At 65.2% G+C, this 20,634-nt stretch carries 18 protein-coding genes; 11 read left to right on the top strand and 7 right to left on the bottom strand.

What is annotated here, in order from left to right:
• Positions 1 to 108 precede the first annotated feature (108 nt).
• The 4 genes from CGX12_RS02695 to ycaO all read left to right on the top strand — a co-directional run bounded on the left by CGX12_RS02695 (position 109) and on the right by ycaO (position 5,175).
• Entirely contained in the window at positions 109 to 1,260 is a 1,152-nt protein-coding gene (locus CGX12_RS02695) for a mannitol-1-phosphate 5-dehydrogenase (protein WP_094038358.1), read from the top strand.
• Positions 1,261 to 1,294: 34 nt separating this feature from the next.
• Positions 1,295 to 1,834 carry an MltR family transcriptional regulator gene (locus tag CGX12_RS02700; RefSeq protein WP_094038359.1) on the top strand — a complete coding sequence of 180 codons (540 nt, stop codon included), beginning with the start codon at positions 1,295 to 1,297 and terminating at the stop codon, positions 1,832 to 1,834.
• A gap of 110 nt (positions 1,835 to 1,944) precedes the next feature.
• Positions 1,945 to 3,048, top strand: a complete 1,104-nt coding sequence (gene asd, locus CGX12_RS02705) for an aspartate-semialdehyde dehydrogenase (protein WP_094038375.1) — start codon at positions 1,945 to 1,947, stop codon at positions 3,046 to 3,048.
• Between the two features lie 369 nt (positions 3,049 to 3,417).
• A complete protein-coding gene (gene ycaO, locus CGX12_RS02710) occupies positions 3,418 to 5,175 on the top strand; it encodes a 30S ribosomal protein S12 methylthiotransferase accessory factor YcaO (RefSeq protein ID WP_094038376.1) in 1,758 nt (585 codons plus the stop codon).
• A gap of 695 nt (positions 5,176 to 5,870) precedes the next feature.
• Here ycaO and CGX12_RS02715 read toward each other — a convergent pair.
• Positions 5,871 to 6,599: a DsbA family protein gene (locus CGX12_RS02715; RefSeq protein WP_094038360.1), complete on the bottom strand. Its 729-nt coding sequence runs from the start codon at positions 6,597 to 6,599 to the stop codon at positions 5,871 to 5,873.
• A gap of 68 nt (positions 6,600 to 6,667) precedes the next feature.
• A complete protein-coding gene (locus CGX12_RS02720) occupies positions 6,668 to 7,291 on the bottom strand; it encodes an energy-coupling factor ABC transporter permease (RefSeq protein WP_094038361.1) in 624 nt (207 codons plus the stop codon).
• Positions 7,292 to 7,551: 260 nt separating this feature from the next.
• On the opposite strand from CGX12_RS02720, the gene CGX12_RS02725 reads away from it, so the two are divergent.
• The 5 genes from CGX12_RS02725 to CGX12_RS02745 all read left to right on the top strand — a co-directional run bounded on the left by CGX12_RS02725 (position 7,552) and on the right by CGX12_RS02745 (position 14,051).
• Positions 7,552 to 8,499, top strand: a complete 948-nt coding sequence (locus tag CGX12_RS02725; protein WP_094038362.1) for a TAXI family TRAP transporter solute-binding subunit — start codon at positions 7,552 to 7,554, stop codon at positions 8,497 to 8,499.
• A 108-nt stretch (positions 8,500 to 8,607) separates the two neighbouring features.
• A complete protein-coding gene (locus CGX12_RS02730; RefSeq protein ID WP_232513320.1) occupies positions 8,608 to 10,623 on the top strand; it encodes a TRAP transporter permease in 2,016 nt (671 codons plus the stop codon).
• Positions 10,623 to 10,997, top strand: coding sequence for a DUF1850 domain-containing protein (locus CGX12_RS02735; RefSeq protein ID WP_094038363.1), 375 nt, complete (start codon positions 10,623 to 10,625; stop codon positions 10,995 to 10,997). Before CGX12_RS02730 ends, CGX12_RS02735 begins: the two co-directional genes overlap by 1 nt.
• 29 nt (positions 10,998 to 11,026) lie before the next feature.
• Positions 11,027 to 12,760, top strand: coding sequence for a sensor histidine kinase (locus CGX12_RS02740; RefSeq protein WP_254918190.1), 1,734 nt, complete (start codon positions 11,027 to 11,029; stop codon positions 12,758 to 12,760).
• Positions 12,741 to 14,051 (top strand): sigma-54-dependent transcriptional regulator, encoded by a 1,311-nt coding sequence (locus CGX12_RS02745; RefSeq protein WP_094038365.1) that lies wholly within the window; start codon positions 12,741 to 12,743, stop codon positions 14,049 to 14,051. Before CGX12_RS02740 ends, CGX12_RS02745 begins: the two co-directional genes overlap by 20 nt.
• On the opposite strand, the gene CGX12_RS02750 is transcribed toward CGX12_RS02745, so the two are convergent.
• The gene (locus tag CGX12_RS02750) at positions 14,042 to 14,479 is read right to left on the bottom strand and encodes an RrF2 family transcriptional regulator (RefSeq protein WP_094038378.1); all 438 of its coding nucleotides are present in this window, start codon (positions 14,477 to 14,479) and stop codon (positions 14,042 to 14,044) included. The two genes, CGX12_RS02745 and CGX12_RS02750, sit on opposite strands and share 10 nt — an antisense overlap.
• Positions 14,480 to 14,694: 215 nt before the next feature.
• Here CGX12_RS02750 and CGX12_RS02755 point away from each other — a divergent pair, with 215 nt between their 5' ends.
• Positions 14,695 to 16,215, top strand: coding sequence for a GGDEF domain-containing protein (locus CGX12_RS02755; RefSeq protein ID WP_094038366.1), 1,521 nt, complete (start codon positions 14,695 to 14,697; stop codon positions 16,213 to 16,215).
• Here the strand turns inward: CGX12_RS02755 and CGX12_RS02760 are convergent.
• Entirely contained in the window at positions 16,194 to 16,937 is a 744-nt protein-coding gene (locus CGX12_RS02760) for a DUF3108 domain-containing protein (RefSeq protein WP_094038367.1), read from the bottom strand. The genes CGX12_RS02755 and CGX12_RS02760 overlap by 22 nt on opposite strands.
• Before the next feature lie 333 nt (positions 16,938 to 17,270).
• Between CGX12_RS02760 and CGX12_RS02765 the strand changes: the two genes are divergently transcribed.
• Entirely contained in the window at positions 17,271 to 17,909 is a 639-nt protein-coding gene (locus tag CGX12_RS02765; protein WP_094038368.1) for a response regulator transcription factor, read from the top strand.
• A gap of 433 nt (positions 17,910 to 18,342) precedes the next feature.
• On the opposite strand, the gene htpX is transcribed toward CGX12_RS02765, so the two are convergent.
• The 3 genes from htpX to CGX12_RS02780 all read right to left on the bottom strand — a co-directional run.
• Positions 18,343 to 19,218, bottom strand: coding sequence for a protease HtpX (gene htpX / locus CGX12_RS02770; RefSeq protein WP_094038369.1), 876 nt, complete (start codon positions 19,216 to 19,218; stop codon positions 18,343 to 18,345).
• A gap of 95 nt (positions 19,219 to 19,313) precedes the next feature.
• Complete coding sequence (bioD, locus tag CGX12_RS02775; protein WP_094038370.1) at positions 19,314 to 19,997, bottom strand: dethiobiotin synthase; 684 nt, start codon at positions 19,995 to 19,997, stop codon at positions 19,314 to 19,316.
• On the bottom strand, positions 19,990 to 20,634 hold a 645-nt coding region (locus CGX12_RS02780), incomplete at its 5' end, for a methyltransferase domain-containing protein (RefSeq protein WP_094038371.1). The genes CGX12_RS02780 and bioD, both read right to left, overlap by 8 nt.

Genomic DNA, 20,634 nt, shown 5'->3' on the forward strand with positions numbered 1-20,634 from the left:
AGTCGGAGGAGCTAATGCTTTTGTCGCCTAGCACCTCAACCGCAGGTTTCATAGCCAAAACTAGTCAGCAACCCGAGGCCCTCGGGCCTCCCTTAAACAGGTGAACCCATGACAACCGCCATTCATTTCGGCGCCGGCAATATCGGCCGCGGCTTTATCGGCAAGCTGCTGGCCGACGCCGGCATCCACGTGACCTTCGCCGACGTCAATCCGCAACTGGTAGAGGCCCTGAGCAGCCGGCACAGCTACCCGGTGCACATCGTCGGCCAGGAAGTGCGCACCGACACCGTCACCGGCGTCGACGCCATCGACTCCCGCCGTCCCGAGCTGCTGGAGCTTATCGCCAACACCGACCTCATCACCACCGCCGTGGGCCCGACCGTGCTCACCCTGATCGCCAGGACCCTGGCCGAGGGCCTGCAACGGCGCTTCGAGCGCGGCAACACCGCCCCGCTCAACATCATCGCCTGCGAAAACCAGGTGCGCGGTACCACTTTCCTCAAGGGCGAAGTGCTCAAGCACCTGGATGCCCGCTACCTGCCCGAGCTGGAGCAGTTTGTCGGCTTTGTCGACTCGGCGGTGGACCGCATAGTGCCCCCCTCCACCGACCAGAGCGATCCCCTGGCGGTCACGGTGGAAACCTTCAGCGAATGGATAGTGGATCAGACCCAGTTCAGGGGCCCCGTTCCCGCCATTCCCGGCATGGAGCTTACCGACAACCTGATGGCCTTTGTCGAGCGCAAGCTGTTCACCCTCAACACCGGCCACATCATCACCGCCTACCTGGGCGCCTTGGCGGGCTATCGCACCATCGGCGAGGCCATTGCCGATCCGGCGATCCGGGCGCAGGTCAAGGCCGCCATGCAGGAAAGCGGCGCCGTGCTAATCCGCCGCTACGGCTTCGACCAAGCGCAGCACCAGGCCTACATCGAGAAGATCCTCGGCCGCTTCGCCAACCCCCACCTGGTGGACGAAATAGACCGGGTCGGCCGCCAGCCCATCCGCAAGCTGGGCCCCGAAGACAGGCTGATCAAACCCCTGCTCGGCACCCTGGAATATGGCATCGACAACGCAAATCTGTTAAAAGGCATTGCCGCCGCCTTCTGCTACCGCAACGAAGACGATCCCCAGGCGGTGGAGCTGCAGCAGCGGCTGGCAACGGAGGGGCTGAAGACCGCCCTGGCCCACTACACCGGGCTGGACGCCGGCAGCGTCGTCGCCGAGCAGATAGAACAGAGGTACCTCGCGCTCAGCCACTGAGCCGGGGCGGATTGAGCAGTCGAAGAGCCAGAACATGATAAGCCGCGAGCAAGAAGCCGAGATTTTCGAACGCCTGCACCGCAGCCCCTCCGCCCGGGGCTTTGTGATCGCCATGGTCGAGGTGTTCGACGACATGCTCGATCAGTTGATCCAGAAGGTGTTTCGCAAGGACGACTACGCGGTCAAGTTCGCGGTCGAGCCCCTGCTCGGCACCATGGGGCCGCTGGCGGATCTGGCGGTGCGGCTCAAGCTTGTCTACGGCCTCGGCATCATTTCCCAGCAGCTGTACCAGGACATCGACCGGCTGATCAAGCTCAGGGACTACCTCAACAGCCAGGGGCACGAATACCGCCTCGCCGACCCGGAAATCGCCGAGCCGCTCAAGGCGCTGCACATGGTGGCCGCCATGGAGGTGCAGCCCTTCACGGCGCCGCCCCCGGCCGGCGAGCTGGATCCCGGCCTGCTGCAGATGCAGCAGCAGCGACAGGAGCAGGTGATCCGCTCCGCCCTGGCGCTGGCGGTGGTCGCCGCCTGCGCCGACATGACCCGGGCCAACCCCCTGCTCGCCGGTTGAGCCGGCCAAAAATCCCCCGAGATCCCCTCTTGCCCCTTGCACCTTTGCGCTCAATCAGTATTGTGAAAGAGGCTTTTGTTTACTCACTTTCAAAGAAAGGACACTCGATGATGAAAAAAGTAGGTTTGGTCGGCTGGCGTGGCATGGTCGGCTCTGTCTTGATGAGCCGCATGGTGGAAGAAGGCGATTTCGCCCGTATCGATCCGGTCTTCTTCACCACCTCCCAGGCCGGTCAGCCTGCCCCCGACTTCGGTAAAGACGCCGGCACCCTGCAGGACGCCTACGACATCGACGCCCTCAAGGCGCTGGACGTGGTGCTGACCTGCCAGGGCGGCGACTACACCAAGGAAGTCTATCCCAGGCTGCGCGCCGCCGGCTGGAACGGCTACTGGATCGACGCCGCCTCCGCCCTGCGCATGGACGACGACGCCATCATCGTGCTGGATCCAGTCAACGGCAAGCAGATCCAGCAGGCCCTGGACAAGGGCGTGAAGACCTTCGTCGGCGGCAACTGCACCGTCAGCCTGATGCTGATGGCCCTGGGTGGCCTGTTCGAGCAGGATCTGGTGGAGTGGGTGTCCGTGGCCACCTACCAGGCCGCGTCCGGCGGCGGCGCCCGCCATATGCGCGAGCTGGTGACCCAGATGGGCATGCTTCGCGACGAAGTGGCCGCCGAGCTGGCCGCCCCGGGCTCCGCCATCCTGGAGCTTGAGCGCAAGATCACCGAAAAGACCCGCAGCGGCGATCTGCCGGTGGACAACTTCGGCGTGCCCCTGGCCGGCAGCCTGATCCCCTGGATCGACACCCAGCTCGAGAACGGCCAGAGCCGGGAAGAGTGGAAGGGCCAGGCCGAGACCAACAAGATACTGCAGACCGGCGCCGCCATTCCGGTGGACGGCCTGTGTGTACGCATCGGCGCCCTGCGCTGCCACAGCCAGGCCTTCACCATCAAGCTGAAGCAGGACATCTCCATCCCCGAGATCGAGAAGCTGCTGGCCAGCCACAACGACTGGGTGAAGGTGATCCCCAACGATCGCCAGCTGTCGATGGAAGAGCTGACCCCGGCCGCCGTGACCGGCACCCTCACCGTGCCGGTGGGCCGCCTGCGCAAGCTGAACATGGGCCCCGAGTACCTGTCCGCCTTTACCGTGGGCGACCAACTGCTGTGGGGCGCCGCCGAGCCCCTGCGCCGCATGCTGCACCTGCTGCCGTAAGCCAGCACTAACGCGCCGAGCTAACGCCCGCCCTTGGCGGGCGTTTTTATTTGGCCACCTCAATTTCCGCTCTGCGGTGCTCAGCTTTAGCCGTGCGGCAAACAACACCGGTTCCAAAAATCCGTCATGCCCGCGAAGGCGGGCATCCAGAAGCGGCCAGCACAGGTCTTGCTCCTGGCTGGGTTCGATGGACTCCCACCTGCACGGGAGTGACATGGCGCTGGATCTCGCGGCTGAAACCGCGACGACGGGGCGGTGGGGGGATAATCCCCAGCACCCCGTTGCTACGCTTTTCTCCTTCCCACTTGTTCAAATTATCACCTCGGGTTAGGATCGCCCCCTTTTTTGCCGATCATGCCCGAGGACACCATGAAAACCTTTATCCCCAGCAAAGATGCCGCCCTGGAAGACTCCATCGACTACTTCCAGCGCCAGCTCCAGTCCCTGGGGTTCAACATCGAAGAGGCCTCCTGGCTCAACCCGGTGCCCAACGTCTGGTCGGTACATATCCGCGACAAGGACTGCCCGCTGTGCTTCACCAACGGCAAGGGCGCCAGCCAGAAGGCGGCCCTGGCCTCGGCCCTGGGCGAATACTTCGAGCGGCTGGCCACCAACTACTTCTTCGCCGACTTCTACCTGGGCCGGGACATCGCCGAGGGCGACTTCGTGCACTACCCCAACGAGAAGTGGTTCCCCCTGCCGGCCAGCAACCAGCTGCCCGCCGGGCTGCTCGACGACTTTACCCGCGGTTTCTACGATCCGGAGCGGGCACTTACCGCCGACATGCTGATCGATCTGCAATCGGGCAACGCCGAGCGCGGCATCTGCGCCCTGCCCTTCGAGCGCCAGGGCGACAATGAAACCGTCTACATCCCGATGAACATCGTCGGCAACCTCTATGTGTCCAACGGCATGAGCGCCGGCAACACCAGGACCGAAGCCCGTACCCAAGGGCTGTCGGAGGTGTTCGAGCGCCATATCAAGAACCGCATCATCAGTGAGCGCATCAGCCTGCCGACCATCCCCGCCGAGGTGATGGCCCGCTACCCGCACATCCAGGAATCCATCGCGGCGCTGGAAGCGGAAGGCTTCCCCATCCACGCCTTCGACGCCTCGCTGGGCGGCCGCTATCCGGTGATCTGCGTGGTACTGTTCAACCCCGCCAACAGCACCTGCTTCGCCTCCTTCGGCGCCCATCCCCGCTTCCAGGTCGCGCTGGAGCGCACCGTCACCGAACTGCTGCAGGGCCGCAGCCTGAAGGATCTGGACGTGTTCGTGCCGCCTTCCTTCGACGACGACGAAGTGGCCGACCACCACAACCTGGAAACCCACTTCATCGACTCTTCCGGCCTGATCAGCTGGGATCTGTTCAAGGACCAGGCCGATTACGCCTTTGCCGACTGGGACTTCAGCGGCACGTCCGAGCAGGAATTCAACCACCTGATGGCGGTGTTCAACGAGCTGGAGCAGCCGGTGTACATCGCCGACTATGAACACCTGGGCGTGTACGCCTGTCGTATCCTGGTGCCCGGCATGTCCGACATCTACCCGGTGGAGGATCTGGAGCTGGCCAACAACAACATGGGGGCCCACCTGCGCGCCACCCTGCTGAGCCTGCCCAGCAGCGACGCCGACGGCGAGCAGCTGATGGGCCTGTACGAGCAGCTGGAAGAAGAAGGGCTGGACGACTTTACCCGGGTACGGGAGCTGATTGGCATCGCCCCCAACAAGGGCACCGCCTGGCACACCCTGCGGGTGGGCGAACTCAAGTGCATGCTGGCCCTGGCCGCCGGCGAGCTGGAAACCGCCCTGGACTACGCCGACTGGACCCTGAGCTTCAACGCCTCCGTCTTTACCGAAGAACGCCACCGCTACTACCGCTGCCTCAAGGCCTCCCTGGAGCTGCACCTGGACGAGCACCGCGAGCCGGCGCAATACCGGGCCGCCTTCGACAGCATGTTCGGCGCCGACACCGTGGCCCAGGCCTGGCAACAGGTAGCGGGCGAGGCCCGTTTCCACGGCCTGACCGCCGCCGACGAAAGCCTGGCGGACTTCGCCGCCCACCAGGCGCTGCTGGCCACCTACGAGAAGCTGCAAAAGGCCAAGCGCGCCGCCCAGTGGGGATAAGAAGCCGCTGATGAATCGGGATGAGTCAACCCTTGGGGCGGCTCATCCCGATCACACAGGCGATCTTGTCATCAAGCAAAACCCCGGCATTGGCCGGGGTTTTGCTGTATATGGCCGTCAGAGCACCATATAGTTTAAAACTTAGGCAATGCCTTCCCCTCTTGATCGAAGGCGTCGATGGCTTCTGACGAGGTGTAGTCTGTCGGCCAAAGGGCACTCCTCCTCCGGCACGCCGTGAACCCGTCCCTGGGGGCTCCGCCGCGCCTTCCCTGGCGCGGAGGGCCGGCGGAGCAGTCCCCCTTGTCCTCCCTATCGCACCGCAGCTGCCTGCTGGCACCACCCTCAGACGGCGTCAGAGCTGGAAAGAGGTAACAGGGATGGCCTTCGCCGACCGTCACCTGCCAGGGGGCGCGAAGCGCCTTGCACCGCCGCCAGCATCGCGAAGCGATGATACGGCGGTTTCCGCGACATCCGGCAGGTGCGAGCCTACAGGGGGCGAGCTTGCTCGCCGCGACGAGCGGTTTCGGCCTGACCGAACATCCGGTGAATGTCCGCAGCAGGCCAAAACAGCGAGTGTCATATTTTGCGGCGTGTCGGCGGAGGTGGCCCTGTTGACTCTTCTCTACGTGCAACAGACAGCAAATAGCCGATTGGTCAATCTTTAAACTGATCGGTGCTCTAGGCTCAGGGCGAACTCAGGACTGCTTGTCCTTGAGGATCTCCTTCAGCCCGGCGGCGTCGATGGCGCCGGGGATCAGGGTGCCGTCGGGGAACACCAGCGCCGGGGTGCCGTTCAGGCCCAGGCTGCGGAACAGGCTCAGGTTTTCAGTCAGCTTGTCGGCGATCTCCTTGCTGTCGGCCTTGGCCTGCAGCGCCTTGGCGTCCAGCCCCGCCTTGTCGGCGATGGTGGCCAGGGCCGCCGCCTGCACCCGCTGCTGGCTCATCAGCGCCTGGTGCAACTCCTCGTACTGCCGGGGCGCCTCCCGGGCGGCGGCCAGGGCCAGGCGGGCGGCCTGCACCGAATCCGGCCCCAAGATGCCGATGTCCTTGACGATCACCTTGAGTTCCGGCTCCGTCTTCAGCACCTCCAGCAGGCTCTGGTTGAGGCGGCGGCAGTAGGGACAGTTGTAGTCGGTGAAATACACCATTTCTATCTTGCCCCTGGGGTTGCCCATGATGCCGTCGGTCTTGTTGGCAAACAGCAGTTCGGACTGCTCCTTCAACTGCTGCTCGAACTGCTGCTGCTGAGCCAACTTGTCGTTCTCTTCCAGCTTGATGATGGCCTCGCGCAGTATCTCCGGCCGCTCCAGCAGGGTCTCGCGCACCAGCTCCTTGAATTCCTCCCGGCTCATCTCGGCCTGGGCGGCGGGCAACAGGCCCAGGGCCAGCACCGGCACCAGGGTTTTCAGCAATGTCTGTTTCATCACGTTCTCGCTTCGGTTTGGGTCAGGGCAGCCTAACAGACCGGCTCGGCCACCAACAGTGCTCGGCACTACTTGTTGTTCAGGTAGTCCCGGTCATAAAAGGTACAGACCCACTGGGGCCGGAACACCACCAGCAGGGTAATGGCCATGCCGTTGAGCAGCGCCTCGGGAAACAGCAGCAGCGGCAAGATGGCCACATAGTTGTCCAGCACCGTCGGCCAGGGATACTGGCCGGACCACACCATAAAGCCGGCCAGGGCCAGGGTCTTGACGGCGATGGTCAGGGCGGCATTGAAGAAACCGGCCACAAAGATATACACGAACAGGTGCCGGTAGAGGTAACTATAGGTCAGCAGGAACACGAAATAGCTGACGCCAAGCGGCAATATCACCCCCAGCAGCAGGTTGACGCCGAACTCATCCCAGGATTCGACGCCAAAAAAGGTCACCAGCAACAGGCTGAGCAGGGCCATCAGTTGGCTCAGCCGCCAGCCCAGCACCAGGGCCAGCGTGGTCAGGCCGAGAAAGTGCACCTCCAGCCCCTCCTTGACACCGGCCTGCAGCCACCACAGGGGCACCAGGGCGATGGCCGCCCCGAAACACAGGTGCTGCCGTGGCTTGTCCGCCAGCCATGCCCGCCAGTCCACGCCCCGGGCGGCGATCGCCAGCACCACCAAACTCAGCAAAATCAATGTCGGCTCCTTGTGATTATCCTGGTACCAGGCCTGTGGCCGGGCCCGATCATACTACAGGGGCCGGATAACGGCATGGGCCGTCACCGCCCAGCCTTCTGAAAAATCAGAACAACATCCGCAAAAATTCTGAAAACCCGGAATACCCTCTTAAAGGCTCTCATTTAAATCAACAACTTACCACACAAAACATCCTATTAACCATTGGCATCAAAACTGCAACCTTATTGCTGCACACCCATAACCAAGGAAGCTAACCAATGAAGGTCATCAAACACTGTCTGCTCGGCGCCACCCTGGCCCTCTCCGTTACCGCCACCCAGGCCAACGAGTTCATCAACGTGCTCACCGGCGGCACCAGCGGCGTCTACTACCCGCTCGGCGTGGCCATTTCCCAGCTCTACGGCGAACACATCCCCAACGCCCGGGTGCAGGTGCAGGCGACCCGCGCTTCGGTGGAAAACCTGACCCTGCTGGATCGCGGGCGGGGCGAGATCGGCTTCGCCCTGGCCGACAGCGTGGCCGACGCCTGGAACGGGGTGGAGGAAGCCGGCTTCCAGGCGCCGCTGAAAAAACTGCGTGCCGTGGGCTCCACCTATTCCAACTATATCCAGATCGTGGCCCGGGCCGACAGCGGCATCACCAGCCTGGAAGATCTCAAGGGCAAGCGCATTTCGGTCGGCGCCCCCCGCTCCGGTACCGAACTCAATGCCCGCGCCATCTTCAAGGCCGCCGGCCTCGGCTACGAGGATTTCTCCCGTACCGAATACCTGCCCTTCGGCGAGTCGGTGGAACTGATGAAAAACCGCCAGCTGGACGCCACCCTGCAGTCCGCCGGCCTCGGCATGGCCGCCTTCCGGGATCTGGCCTCCCACGCCCCGGTGGTGTTCATCCCCATTCCCGAGGAGGTGGTCGCCCGCATCGGCAATGACGCCTACCGCACCGGGGTGATCCCCGCCGGCACCTACACCGGCCAGGACGCGGACGTGCCCACCGTCAGCATCAGCAACCTGCTGGTCACCCACGAGAAGGTCTCCGACGACACCGCCTACCAGATGGCCAAGCAGGTCTATGAGAACCTGCCCGCCCTGGGCAACGCCCACAGCGCCGCCCACGGCATCGATCCCGAGCTGGCGGTGGAAGGGCTGCCGCTGCCGCTGCACCCGGGCGCTGAGCGCTACTTCAAGGAAAAGGGCCTGCTGAACTGAGCCCTGGGGGGAGCGGCTCCCCCCACCCCCTCGACCCCATATAACACAAGGCCGGAACACATCCGGCCACAGGAGGCGGCGCCCCGGGCGCCGTCCCCAGGAGCAAGCATGATGAACAGTGCCAATACCCGGCCCCACGCGCTGATTTTCTACGGCGCCCTGGCCTTTTCCATCTTCCAGATAGTCACCGCCGCCTTCAGCCCCCTGTCCACCACCGTGGTGCGGGCCATCCACGTCGGCTTTCTGCTGTTTCTGGTGTACCAGCTCTACGGGGCGCGCGGCCAGTCCCTGTCCCGGCCGTCCGTCTGGAGCATGCTGCTGGGCGCCCTCGCCCTGCTGTTCGCCTTCTACCACTGGTGGTTCGAGGCGGACCTCATCTATCGCGCCGGCGACATGAACCAGGCGGACTGGGTCATCGGCAGCGTCACCCTGGTGATGGTGTTCGACGCCGCCCGCCGGCTGATGGGCTGGGCCCTGCCGCTGATCTGCCTGGCCTTCGTTGCCTATGCCCTGTTCGGCCAGTACCTGCCCGACGCCCTGATGCACCGGGGCTACGGCCTGGATCAGGTAGTGTCGCAGCTGGCCTTCAGCACCGAAGGCATCTACGGCACCCCCACCTATGTGTCGTCGAGCTACATCTTCCTGTTTATCCTGTTCGGCGCCTTCCTCGAGCAGGCGGGCATGCTCAAGCTGTTCAACGACGTGGCCATCGGCTCGGTGGGCCACACCCGTGGCGGCCCGGCCAAGGTGTCGGTGCTGTCCTCCGGCATGATGGGCACCATCAACGGCTCCGGCGTGGCCAACGTGGTCAGCACCGGCCAGTTCACCATTCCGCTGATGAAGAAGTTCGGCTACCGGGCCGAGTTTGCCGGCGCGGTGGAAGCCACCAGCTCCATGGGCGGCCAGATCATGCCGCCGGTGATGGGCGCCGTGGCCTTTATCATGGCCGAAACCATCAACGTGCCCTATGTGGAGATCACCAAGGCCGCGCTGATCCCCGCCGTGCTCTACTTTTTTACCGTCTTCCTGATGGTGCACCTGGAGGCGGGCCGCGCCGGCCTGCACGGCCTGCCCAAGGATGAATGCCCGAGCCCCCTGGCCGCGCTCAAGAGCCGCTGGTACCTGCTGCTGCCGCTGGTGGCGCTGGTGGTGATGCTGTTCTCCGGGTTCACCCCCCTGTTCGCCGGCATGATGGGCCTGGCGCTCACCGTGGTGCTGATCATGGGCAACGGCATCGCCAAACACCTGGGTCCCAAGGGGCTGCGCTACGCCTTCTGGATTGGCCTGGGCCTGGCCTGCGCCACCTTCAACCAGTTCGGCATCACCGCCATCTTCGTGATCGTGGCGGTGCTCACCGTGCTGCTGCTGGCCAAACGCGAGCAGGGCATCCTCGCCACCGTGGTCAACGCCCTCTACCAGGGCGCCCTGCACGCCCTGCCGGTGGGCGTGGCCTGCGCCCTGGTGGGGGTCATCATCGGCGTGATCTCGCTCACCGGCGCCGCCACCATCGTCGCCGGCTACATCATCCAGCTGGGCGAGCACAGCCTGCTGCTGTCCCTGGCGCTGACCATGCTCACCTGCCTGGTGCTGGGCATGGGCATTCCCACCATCCCCAACTACATCATCACCAGCTCCATCGCCGCCCCGGCGCTGCTCGAACTCGGCGTGCCGCTGATCGTGTCGCACATGTTCGTGTTCTACTTCGGCATCATGGCGGATCTGACCCCGCCGGTGGCCCTGGCCGCCTTCGCCGCCTCGCCCATCGCCAAGGCCTCGGGGCTGAAAATAGGCATCCGCTCGCTGCAAATCGCCATCGCCGGCTTCGTGGTGCCCTATATGGCGGTGTACGCCCCCGAGCTGATGCTGCAGGGCGATGCCGGTCTCGCCGCCACCGTCTTCGTGGTGTTCAAGGCGCTGCTGGCAGTGTCGCTGTGGGGCATGGGCGCCATCGGCTACTGGCTGGCCCCCTTCGCCTGGTGGGAGCGGCTGGCCGCCGTGGCCGCCGCCGCCCTGCTGGTGTTCTCGCTGCCGCTCACCGACGAGCTCGGCCTGGGGCTGGCCGCCCTGCTGCTGGGGCGCCACTGGTGGCGGTACCGTCGCCAGCGGGCGCTGGCGGTGGCCTGATGATCTGCCTGGCCTCGGGATCCGCCCTGGTGATGCTGCTGACCGGCAGCCTCACCCTGAGCTGGGATCACTCGGTGGAGAAGATCCGCTGGAGCGAGCACTACCGGGTCGACGGGGACCGGCTGCACCTGGTGGAGGCCAGCGTGCGGGGCTCTGGCGCCGGCATGGAGCCGCCGCCCGAGGCCCGGCTGGAAGGCGGCGCCTGGCGCTGGCACCCGGATCTGCACCTGGCGCAGCTAACCCTTGCCGGCTCGGAATTTACCGGCGAATATACCCTGTGCCCGGGCTCGGGGCCCTGCCGGCCCCTGAGCCACTGGCTGCCGGCCGGGCACGGCGTTACCCTCACCGCCTGTGAGGTTGCGGAGGTCGACTGAATACCCCACTCAAGAAGCGACTGCTGTGGTTGCTCGGCATCACCCTGTTCGCCCTGCTGCTGGCCTGGATCTGGCACGGCAGTTGGCAACGCCAGGCCACGGAGCAGGAACTCCGGGCCCAGCAGCAACTGCTGGTATACCGGGCGGCGCTGGAGTCGGAGATCGCCCGCTTCGAGAACATCCCCCGCGCCCTGCGCTCCCACCCGGTGCTGCTTCGCGCCCTGGCCTCGCCCCGGAATGCGCAAGCCCTGCACCAGGCCAACCTGCTGCTGGCGCAACTGGCGGCGGACACCGGAGTGGAGGCGCTCTACATGATGGACGGCGAGGGCACCACCCTGGCCGCCAGCAACTGGGATCAGCCCCACTCCTTTATCGGCCAGAACTACCGCTTCCGTCCTTATTTCACCGACGCCCTCGAAGGCAGCTTCGGCGAGTTCTATGGCGTGGGCGCCACCACCGGCATTCCCGGCTACTTCTTCGGCCTGCGCCTGGGGCGGGAAGCCGGGGTCACCGGGGTGCTGGCCACCAAGATCACCCTGCTCGAGCTGGAGCGGAGCTGGCAGCCGGCCCAGGATCTGGTGATGGTGGTGGACCCCGACCAGGTGATCGCCCTGGCCTCCCGTGCCGAACTCAAGTTCCAGACCCTGCTTCCCCTGTCCCCCCAGGCCCGTGCGCGGCTGGAACGCACCCGCCAGTACCATCCCATGTCCCTCACCCCCCTGGCGCTTGGCCGCCAGGGCGAGCAGCTGTCCTGGCAGGGCCACCAGTACCGGGTGAGCGAGCTGCCCCTGCCCCGGCTGCGCTGGCGGCTGCAGCTGTGGTGGCCGAGCCGGCCCTTGTACGACACCGCCAGCCTGGTCACCGCCGTGGCGGGGGTGAGCATCATCGCCCTGGTGCTGCTGTTGCTCTACTGGCGCCAGCGCCGCCGCTATGTGCAGGCCCAGCTCAGGGCCAAGGGCGAGCTGGAGCGCAAGGTGATGGCGCGCACCGCCGCCCTGGCCGCCTCCAACCGCCAGCTGGAGCGGCAGGTACAGGAGCGCTTCCAGGCCGAAGCCCGGCTCAGATCCATGCAACACGAACTGATCCAGGTCAACCGGCTGGCCGCCCTGGGGCAGATGGCGGCCAGCGTGGCCCACGAGATCAACCAGCCGCTCACCGCGCTCAGGAACCAGTCGGTCAACACCCTGCTGCTGGCCCAGCGCGGCCATGCCGATCAGGTGGAGCAGAGCCTGCAGACCATGGGCCGGCTGGTGGACCGCATCGCCCGGCTGACCTCCCAGCTCAAGCTGTTCGCCGCCACCCGCCGCAAGACCCGCGGCCGGGCCCGGCTGGACGAGGCGCTGGACAATGTGCTGAGCTGGCTCGGCCCCCGGGTCGAGGAACAGGGCGTCCGCCTCCACCGCCCCGCGCCAGGGGTGGTGCTGCCGATGGAGCTGCACGCCCTGGAGCAGGTACTGGCCAACCTGATCGGCAATGGCCTGGACGCCCTGGCGGACACCGCGGACGCCGCCATCACCCTGGACGCGGACGACCGCCGCCTCCGCCTGTGGGATAATGGCCCCGGCATCGCACCCGAGCTGCTCGACAAGGTCACCGAGCCCTTCTTCTCCACCAAGCAGGCGGGACAGGGGCTGGGGCTGGGCCTGGCGATAGTGCGGGATCTGGTGGAGGCCAGCGACGGCCGGCTGGCGATCGCCGCCCGGCCCGAGGGCGGGGCCTGTTTTACCCTGATCTGGAGAGAGCATGAACAACCCCGAGATTGAAGTCTGGCTGGTCGAGGACGACGACGACGTGCGCCAGACCCTGCTGCAGACCCTGCTGCTGTCCGACATCAAGGCCCGCGGCTTCGCCCGGGCCGAGCAGGCCTTGCAGGCGCTGCCCCCCGAGGCGCCGGTGGTGGTGCTGTCCGACGTACGCATGCCGGGCATGGACGGCCTGCAGTTGCTGCAGCAACTGCGCCAGCAGGACGCCGAGCTGCCGGTGCTGCTGCTGACCGGCCACGGCGACATTCCCATGGCGGTGGCCGCCATGCGCCAGGGCGCCCAGGATTTCTTCGAGAAGCCCTATGAACCGGAGCAACTGCTGCACAGCCTGCGCCGGGCCATGGACAAGCGCGCCCTGGTGCTGGAAAACCGCCGCCTGCGCGAGCAGCTGGCGGCCCGCCGGGATCCGGGCCTGCTGCTCGGCCACAGCCCGCAGATCGAGCTGCTGCGCCGGCAGATCGACAATATCGCCGACACCAGCGCCAGCGTGCTTATCCTGGGGGAAACCGGCACCGGCAAGGAGATGGTGGCCCGCAGCCTGCACCAGGGCAGCGGCCGCAAGGGGAACTTCGTGGCGGTCAACTGCACCGCCCTGCCCGAGTCCATCTTCGAGAGCGAGATGTTCGGCGCCGAGCCCGGCGCCTTCACCGGCGTGACCAAGCGCCGCATCGGCAAGGTGGAGCACGCCGACGGCGGCACCCTCTTCCTCGACGAGATAGAAGGCATGCCGCTCAACCTGCAGGCCAAGCTGCTGCGGGTGCTGCAGGAGTCGGTGCTGGAACGGCTCGGCGGCAACAAGCTTATCGAGGTGGATGCCCGGGTGGTGGCCGCCACCAAGATCGATCTGCAGAGCGCCGGCGAGGCCGGACTGTTCCGCTCCGATCTCTATTTCCGGCTCAACGTGGTCACCCTGGCGCTGCCGCCCCTGCGTGAACGACGGGCCGACATACCGCTGCTGTTCCTGCACTTCGTGGAGCAGGCCAAGGCTCAGTACAACCGGGAGACGCCGCCCCCCGGCGACGAACTGATGCAGCAACTGCTGCAGCGGGACTGGCCGGGCAACGTGCGCGAGCTGCGCCATACCGCGGAGCAGTACGTGCTGGGGGTGCTGCCGCCTGCCGGCAGCGACACCCGCCTCTCCCTGCCCCAGCAGTTGGCGGAGCTGGAGCAGCAACTGATCCAGTCGGCCATGGCCCGGGCCGACGGCAACGTGGCCCTGGCCGCCGAGCGGCTCGGCATTCCCCGCAAGACCCTGTACGACAAGCTGGCCCGGTACCGGCATCACTCCTGATAGAGCAGCTCGATGCACTGGCCGCGCACCCGGGCCGGCATCAGATCCGCCAGGGTGTGCTGATCCAGCACCGCCAGGAACTGCTTCAGCGCCAGGCTGAACATCTGCCGGCCCCGGCAGGCCGGGGCGATGACGCAGTGGTGGCGCGACTCGAAACAGTCGGTCAGCTTCATGTCCGGCTCCAGCTCCCGCACCAGGGTGCCTATCACTATCTGCTCGGGGGCCCGCAGCAGGTGCAGGCCGCCCCCCTTGCCCCGGATGGTGGTGACATAGCCCCGCTGGTGCAGATCCTGGATCACCTTGCGCAGATGGTGGTGGGATACCCGGAAATGGGCGGCAATCTCCGGCGCCGTGCAGCGGCGCGAGCGGTGCAGGTTCAGGTATATCAGTACCCTGAGGGCATAGTCGGTGTAATGGGTCAGGCGCATAATCACTCCCGGGGTCAGGCATTCATCCCCTCTGCGGATCCCATACTGTGGCATCGGCTCCGGATCGCCGTTGATCTGGATCATCATAACAGGCATATGACTTGCAACTTTAACCGTGCACCACTGCCACGCCACCGTCCCCGCGTTTCTCTACTAAAATAAAAGCGCTCTCACCCCCAACGATAACAAGGCCCCCGGGCCGCACAGGTACGCGGATGATGCTGCACAACAAAACTCGCTGGCTGCCCCGGGATTACTATGGCTTCGGTGCCATTCTGCTGCTGCTGGTGGCGGTGGCGCTGTCGAGCTGGTTTATCAGCCGCCACTGGATAGGGCTGCGCATCCTGGCCCAGCAGGAAGAGCTCAGGCAACAGGGCAGCCTGGCCGCCGCCACCGCCATCCAGGATCTGCAGCGGGGCAGCCAGCAGATCAAGGACATTGCCCACACCCTGGCCTCCCTCTCCAGCCTGCGCGCCTTCCTGAACAGCCCGCGCCAGGCCGCTCCCCTGCAGGCGGATCTGGATCGCTTCCGCGAAAACTTCGGGCTGGGTGGCATCTGGCTCGTCGACGCCCGGGGCCGGCTGCTGGCCCAGGGCGCGGACAGCCCCTCGCCACCGGAGCTCAACCGCTTCCTCGGCAACCGCCAGCCGGTCTCCCGCTTTATCCTCGAGCCCGAGCAGCAACAGGCCACCCTCTATTATGCCGCGCCCGTACCCGGCGCCGGCAACGCCACCCTGCTGGTCAAGGCCGCCGTCAACGGCATCGGCCGGCGAGCCTACCGCATAGAGCTGCTGGTCACGGATCCGGATGGCATCATCTCCCTGGCCGACAATCCCGACTGGCTGCTGCATTCGCTCGGCAGCGGACAGGCCCCTGCGCCGGACAGCACAGCGCAACCCGCTCCCCTGCCCATCGTCATGAGTCCGCTGCTGCCCGAGATCCAGCTGCTCGGCCCGCAGCAGAGCCCGGTGCTGTTGACCAGCAGGACCACCGACAACGGCGACTACCGGGTCTATGCCCTGGCGGACGCCGCCGCCATCTACCACCTGGCCCGGGAAAGGGACAACCTGGCGCTCATCATCACCCTGGCGGCCACCGGCTCGCTCTGGGGAGGACTGCTCACCATACTGACCCTGAAGCGCAACCGGCGCCATCGGCTGGCGATCGGCCGGGCCAATACCGAGCTGGTGCGCCTGAACCAGCAGCTCAAGCAACTGGCCACCACCGACGCCCTGACCCAGTGCCCCAACCGCCGGGCCGCCGAGGCCAGGCTGCAGTACGAACTGGCCAAGCTGCAACGCTACGGCCACCCCTTCTGCATCGTGATGGTGGATATCGACCACTTCAAGCAGATCAACGATCAGCACGGCCACGACATCGGCGACAAGGTATTGCGCCATTTCGCCAAGGTCGGCCGGCAGGCGATAAGGGACACCGATGTACTGGCGCGCATCGGCGGGGAAGAGTTTCTGCTGATATTGCCGGACACGGACCACCAGCAGGGGCTGCACCTGGCGCGGCGCCTGCTGGACACCGTTTCCGCCACCCCGCTCTACCTGGCCGACAGGACCATCAGCTTCAGTTTCAGCGGCGGCCTGACCGAGGCTCACAACCACGACGGCACCAACGATCTGCTGGTGCGGGCAGACCGGGCCCTGTACCGGGCCAAGGAAAAGGGCCGCTGCCGTATCTGCAGCGAACACCTGCTGGTGGATCAGTCGGTCGCGACGGGCTGAGCCCCGGTCGTCGCCAGCTGCGCCTTGCCGTCCACCAGGCTGTAGCTCAGCTTGTCGAGGGTCACGGTCACCGCCAACTGGCGGTTTTCCTCGTGGCTTATCTGCACCAGCAGGTAATCCAGCTCCGGCGCCACCCAGAAGCGGGTCTTGCGCTTGCTGTCACCCCGATCCCGCTCCACCACCAGGGTGTCGAAGGTACCGACACCGGTACGGACGGCCTCCTCCCCCACCACCTTGAAGGTGGTGGACTTGATCTCGCCATCCCGTACCACCGGGTAGGTCAGCTCCGTTTTGCCGGCCATCAGATCGCAACGGGCCTCGAAGAAGAAGCTGACCGGATCGAAGGCGCCGCCTTCGGCCGACAGCAACTGGTCGCCCTTGCGATCCTGGTAGAGCACCATGTCGGTCTGCTGATCGAACACCAGCCGCTCTTCCCGCCGCACCCCCATGGCACTGGCCTTGTAGTTGAAGGTGTCGGGCCGGGCGGTGCAGTCTTCCCAGTCGAAGCTGGAGCGCTGATCCACGTCCAGCAGCCAGTGCTGGAGGGCGAAGTGCACGTGGTAGCGTTCCTTGTTGCGATCGATGGCCAGGGTGTTGACCCCCCGGGTCTGATCGCCGTTGAGCAGCACGTTGAACTCGGCCCTCAGTTGCTCGATATCCCGGGCCGCCAGGTTACCGGACGCCATCACCCCGCAAAGCACCAGCACGCATTTTCGAAACATTAAGGATTTCCTCATTTAATTCTTCAACCCGGACGTCCGGCAAAGGTTGCGCCAACCATACACCACTCGGACCCCATAACGAAAACACCAGTATGACCACGGGACGGGGCAATAGTGCCGCCGCCGGCATAGGGTAATATTGACGCGCCGGGCAGAGCCGTCGAATGGCCAAGCTCGGCCCCGGCATCCGGGAAAGAGGCCGACCCCCGGATGGATCACGAAAATCACCCCGCCCTGTTCTCAGGCCGGGCCTAAAGCCCTATCATACCAAGGGAAAAACGATGGGAGCAGTTTCCATTGAACACTCACGGACACAAGGATTCAGACAACACCATGGAAACGGGCTACAGCATTATCATTGCCGATGACCATCCCCTGTTTCGCAACGCCCTGCACCAGGCGGTGCAACTGGCGGTGGAAGGCGCCCAGCTGCAGGAAGTGGACAGCATCGACAACCTGATGCAGCTGCTGAGCGACACCGGCGAGGTGGATCTGCTGCTGCTGGATCTGAAGATGCCCGGGGCCAGCGGCTTTTCCGGCCTGGCCCAGTTGCGCAACCAGTACCCGGAACTGCCGGTGGTGGTGGTGTCCGCCAGCGAGGAGCCCGCCGTGGTGCAGCAGGCCATGCGCTTCGGCGCCCTGGGCTTTATCCCCAAGTCCGCCCCCATGCGCACCCTGGTCAGCGCCCTCAATACCATACTGGAAGGCGACACCTGGTTTCCCGAAGGCATCAGCCTGGAAAACGCCCCTGAGGACAATATCGCCGACCGTCTCGCCAGCCTCACCCCCCAGCAGTTCAAGGTGCTGACCATGCTGTCGGAAGGCAAGCTCAACAAGCAGATCGCCTACGAGCTGGAGGTGTCGGAAGCCACCATCAAGGCCCATGTCACCGCCATCTTCCGCAAGCTGGGGGTGAAGAACCGCACCCAGGCGGTGATCGCCCTGTCCCAGCTGGAAGGCGGGGAACTCTGAGCGGGGACGGCGGACTACACCTCGTCAGAAGCCATCGACGCCTCCGACAAAGGGGAAAGGCGTTGCCTAAGTTTTAAACTATATGGCGCTCTAGAGCGCCGATCAGTTTAAAACGTGAGCAGTGCGATATCTCACCTGTAGGCGCCCGTTTACGTGGCGCAAACCTGCAAAGGGCGGGGAATGCGGAAATTGGGCATCCTTTCCCGCCGGTTTGTGCCGGTTCATGCCGGTTCATGCCAGCTAAAGCGGCATCTACAGCGGCATCTACAGCAGCTCGGTGCCACCCTCATGCGGGCGGGTCGCCCGCGCCCCAAGGTTCCCCTCACTCCCCACTCCTCACTCCTAACACCTCACTCCTCACCCCTCGCCGTCGATTCGGACACAAAAAAACCCCGGCCAGGCCGGGGTAAACAGAGACCAAACTACAAAAGGATCAACGCAATTCGCGCAGGCTCTGGATGCGTTTTTCGATGGGCGGGTGGCTCATAAACAGCTCGCTGTGGCGCTTGCCGTTGATGCCGAAGGCGGCCAGCGAGCCTTCCAGCTCGGTTTCCGGGCCACGGCGCAGGCGCTCGAGGGCGGCGATCATCTTCTCTTTGCCCACCAGGCGGGCGGCGCCTTCGTCGGCGCGGTATTCGCGCTGGCGGCTGAACCACATGACGATAATGGAGGCCAGGATGCCGAACACGATTTCCAGCACCATCACCACGCCGAAGTAGGCCAGGCCGCCCAGGCCGCCGCCTTCTTCCTGCTCGCCGCGGCTCAGGAAGCTGCTGATGATGTTGGCCACGATGCGGGCGAAAAACATCACGAAGGTGTTCACCACGCCCTGGATCAGGGTCAGAGTCACCATGTCGCCGTTGGCGATATGGCTTACCTCGTGGGCCAGCACGGCTTCGGCCTCGTCCCGGCTCATGCTGTACATCAGGCCGGAAGACACCGCCACCAGGGAATCGTTGCGGCGGGCGCCGGTGGCAAAGGCGTTCATGTCGGGCGAGTTGTAAACCCCCACCTCGGGCATGCCGATGCCGGCCTGCTGGGCCTGGCGGGCGACCGTGGTCACCAGCCAGTGTTCCATTTCGTTGCGCGGCTGGGTGATCACCTGCACGTTGTAGGCCCGCTTGGCCATCCACTTGGACATAAACAGGGAGATGGTGGCGCCGCCAAAGCCGAACACGGCGCAGAACACCAGCAGTCCGCCGATGCTGCTGCGATCAATGCCCAGCATCGAAAACACGATGTTCAGCACCACGCCCAGCACCACTACCACGGCCAGGTTGGTGGCAATAAACAGCAGAATGCGTTTCATAGGGGTTTCCTTAAACAAAGAGGTCTGTCGACATAATATGTCCGGTTACGCAAATTTCAAGACGAGGCCGGCGAATTATTTCGGCCTGCTCCGCCCTATTTGAGCAGCGGCGACAGATCGACAAAGCTGTCGACCGCCTCGGCCCCGCCTTCTTCCAGCCAGGGTATTTCACCCAACAAGGGCGCGGAAATCAATTGCTTAAGGGTATTGGCGTTGTCCTGGTAGTGGCTCATCTGCGGATCCACCCGGTTCAGCACCCAGCCGGCCACCACCAGGCCGTCGTGGCGGATGGCCTCCAGGGTGAGCAGGGCGTGGTTGATGCAGCCCAGCCGGGCGCCCACCACCAGGATCACCGGCAGGTGCTCCTTCTTCACCCAGTCCGACAAAAAGTGCCGTTCGTCCAGCGGCAGCCGCCAGCCCCCCGCGCCTTCCACAAAAATCCAGTCGGCGGCGGTTTCCTTGAGCCGGGCCAGGCCCTCGCCGATGCGGGCAATGCTGATGAGCTCACTGGCCTCCCGCGCGGCGATATGGGGGGCGATGGCCGGGGCGAAGGCGTAGGGGTTGTGCATGGCGTAGGGCAGCGGGATGCTGGACTCGGCCTGCAGCCCCAGGGCGTCGCTGTTTTTCAGCTCGCCCTCCACCCAGTCGCAGCCGGAGGCCACCGGCTTGTAGCCCAGCACCTTTTTGCCGGCCTGCCTGGCCGCCCGCATCAGGGCGCGGGTCACGAAGGTCTTGCCCACCTCGGTATCGGTGCCGGTCACGAAAAACGTCTTAGCCATAAATCACTCCATAGGCCAGGTGATAGCTGGCCACGCATTGTCCTTGCCGGTCTTTAGCATAGGCCAGATTGAGCCGCTGCCAGGCCTCTTTGCCGAGCAGGCCGGGGCGGCGGTCGCTATTGATGCGGTTGGCGCCGATGCCTTTCAGATCCAGCAGCAATCCCTTGAGCTCGGGGTAGGCCAGGCGGATGTCGGCCCGCTCCAGCCGCCAGCGCCGGCCGGTGGCGGCCAGGTGGGCCGCCAGTTGCTCCTGCCCGATAAAACGGTTGATATGGGCATGATTGTCCACCTGCCGCCAGGCGGCTTCCAGCTCGTGCAGGCTGCCCGCCAGCAGGGTGGAAAACACCATCACGCCGCCGGATCTCAGCCGGGCGCTCCACTGGGCGAGCCAGGCGGCGGGATCGGCGCTCCACTGCAGGCAGAGGTTGGCGAAGATAAAGTCCAGGCTGTGCTCGGGCAGCGGCGGCCGGTCCATGTCGGCGCAGATGGGCTCCACCTTTGCCTTGGTCGCCGCCTGCTGCAGCATGGCCGGCGACAGGTCCAGCGCCAGCAGCCGCTCGGCCCGTTGCTTGAGGACGGGCAGGAACCAGCCGCTGCCGCAGCCCAGATCCAGGCCGGTGCCCGCGCGGGCCGGCAG

This window comes from Zobellella denitrificans (assembly GCF_002237365.1).
Classification (GTDB): domain Bacteria; phylum Pseudomonadota; class Gammaproteobacteria; order Enterobacterales; family Aeromonadaceae; genus Oceanimonas; species Oceanimonas denitrificans.

Bases quoted from the DNA above. Each gene is read 5' to 3' on its own strand.
- CGX12_RS02695 (WP_094038358.1), top strand. From the start codon at position 109: ATGACAACCGCCATTCATTTCGGCGCCGGCAATATCGGCCGCGGCTTT.
- CGX12_RS02700 (WP_094038359.1), top strand. From the start codon at position 1,295: ATGATAAGCCGCGAGCAAGAAGCCGAGATTTTCGAACGCCTGCACCGC.
- asd (WP_094038375.1), top strand. From the start codon at position 1,945: ATGAAAAAAGTAGGTTTGGTCGGCTGGCGTGGCATGGTCGGCTCTGTC.
- ycaO (WP_094038376.1), top strand. From the start codon at position 3,418: ATGAAAACCTTTATCCCCAGCAAAGATGCCGCCCTGGAAGACTCCATC.
- CGX12_RS02715 (WP_094038360.1), bottom strand. From the start codon at position 6,599: ATGAAACAGACATTGCTGAAAACCCTGGTGCCGGTGCTGGCCCTGGGC.
- CGX12_RS02725 (WP_094038362.1), top strand. From the start codon at position 7,552: ATGAAGGTCATCAAACACTGTCTGCTCGGCGCCACCCTGGCCCTCTCC.
- CGX12_RS02730 (WP_232513320.1), top strand. From the start codon at position 8,608: ATGATGAACAGTGCCAATACCCGGCCCCACGCGCTGATTTTCTACGGC.
- CGX12_RS02735 (WP_094038363.1), top strand. From the start codon at position 10,623: ATGATCTGCCTGGCCTCGGGATCCGCCCTGGTGATGCTGCTGACCGGC.
- CGX12_RS02745 (WP_094038365.1), top strand. From the start codon at position 12,741: ATGAACAACCCCGAGATTGAAGTCTGGCTGGTCGAGGACGACGACGAC.
- CGX12_RS02750 (WP_094038378.1), bottom strand. From the start codon at position 14,479: ATGCGCCTGACCCATTACACCGACTATGCCCTCAGGGTACTGATATAC.
- CGX12_RS02755 (WP_094038366.1), top strand. From the start codon at position 14,695: ATGATGCTGCACAACAAAACTCGCTGGCTGCCCCGGGATTACTATGGC.
- CGX12_RS02760 (WP_094038367.1), bottom strand. From the start codon at position 16,937: ATGTTTCGAAAATGCGTGCTGGTGCTTTGCGGGGTGATGGCGTCCGGT.
- CGX12_RS02765 (WP_094038368.1), top strand. From the start codon at position 17,271: ATGGAAACGGGCTACAGCATTATCATTGCCGATGACCATCCCCTGTTT.
- htpX (WP_094038369.1), bottom strand. From the start codon at position 19,218: ATGAAACGCATTCTGCTGTTTATTGCCACCAACCTGGCCGTGGTAGTG.
- bioD (WP_094038370.1), bottom strand. From the start codon at position 19,997: ATGGCTAAGACGTTTTTCGTGACCGGCACCGATACCGAGGTGGGCAAG.